Genomic DNA, 832 nt, shown 5'->3' with positions numbered 1-832 from the left:
TTATTATTCAGGACCCCTGCACGCCCTACGATAAAAAAGCCGCAAAAACTGCGCTAGGCGAGTTGCGGGAAAAAACATGGTCCCGTTCAACAAAAGGACTGCATAACATCGTTACCGAACATTTGTTGCACAGCGAATCTGAGAAAGTTGCGGATATTATAAAAAAATATTGTAAGGATTAGTGAGAACTTGGAAATTATTGCCAGCCGTCGATGTCGTACTGGTAAATGTTGTCCTGGTTGATCATGAATGTTCTAACCGGAATTCGCTTTTCGTAAGACTGCCTGTTCAGAATCTTATACGCGACCACGACCGATTCCTTCGCTATTGAGATTGGGCTTTGCGCTCCGGAGCCCATAAACTGCCCGCCCTTGGCTATTTCGGCTTTGACCAGCGGGGAGCCGTCTACGCCGTATATGAGAATGTTGGTGCGGCCCGCCGCCTGGCATGCCGCATAAGCGCCGAGCGCCGTCGGGTCGTTGCCGCCCATGATGGCAACTACCTCGGGATTGGACTTGAGCATTTCTTCGGTATGCTTCTGCGCCAAAGGAGAAGTGCCGAGCGCGCCCCTAAGAAACACCACGGTAAAACCATGTCCGGCGATGGCGGCGTTAAAGCCGTCGATACGGTCTCGAAGCGAACGCATAGACGGACTGTCAAAGACGGCAATGGGACCGCCGTTGGGGAAACGTTTTACCATGTCTACGCCGCAGACGTACCCGGCGTTTCTGTTGTCCGAACCGACGTAAGCGGTTACCAAATCTATGTCCTTTACTTCCGCGTCAAAGTTAATTATAGGGATTTTAGCCTGGTTAAGGGCCACCAGCGCCGG

General features: G+C 51.7%; 2 protein-coding genes. One reads left to right on the top strand and one right to left on the bottom strand.

Features of this window, described 5'->3' with window-relative positions; translation table 11 throughout:
* On the top strand, nucleotides 1-182 hold a 182-nt coding region (locus ACYVTD_RS14470; RefSeq protein ID WP_461248419.1), incomplete at its 5' end, for a hypothetical protein.
* A 14-nt stretch (nucleotides 183-196) separates the two neighbouring features.
* On the opposite strand, the gene ACYVTD_RS14465 is transcribed toward ACYVTD_RS14470, so the two are convergent.
* Nucleotides 197-832, bottom strand: a 636-nt coding sequence (locus ACYVTD_RS14465; protein ID WP_461248418.1) for a substrate-binding domain-containing protein, incomplete at its 5' end; no start/stop codon positions are given.

It is taken from the genome of Treponema sp. R6D11, assembly GCF_054786075.1.
This window is presented reverse-complemented; position numbering and strand designations above follow the sequence as displayed.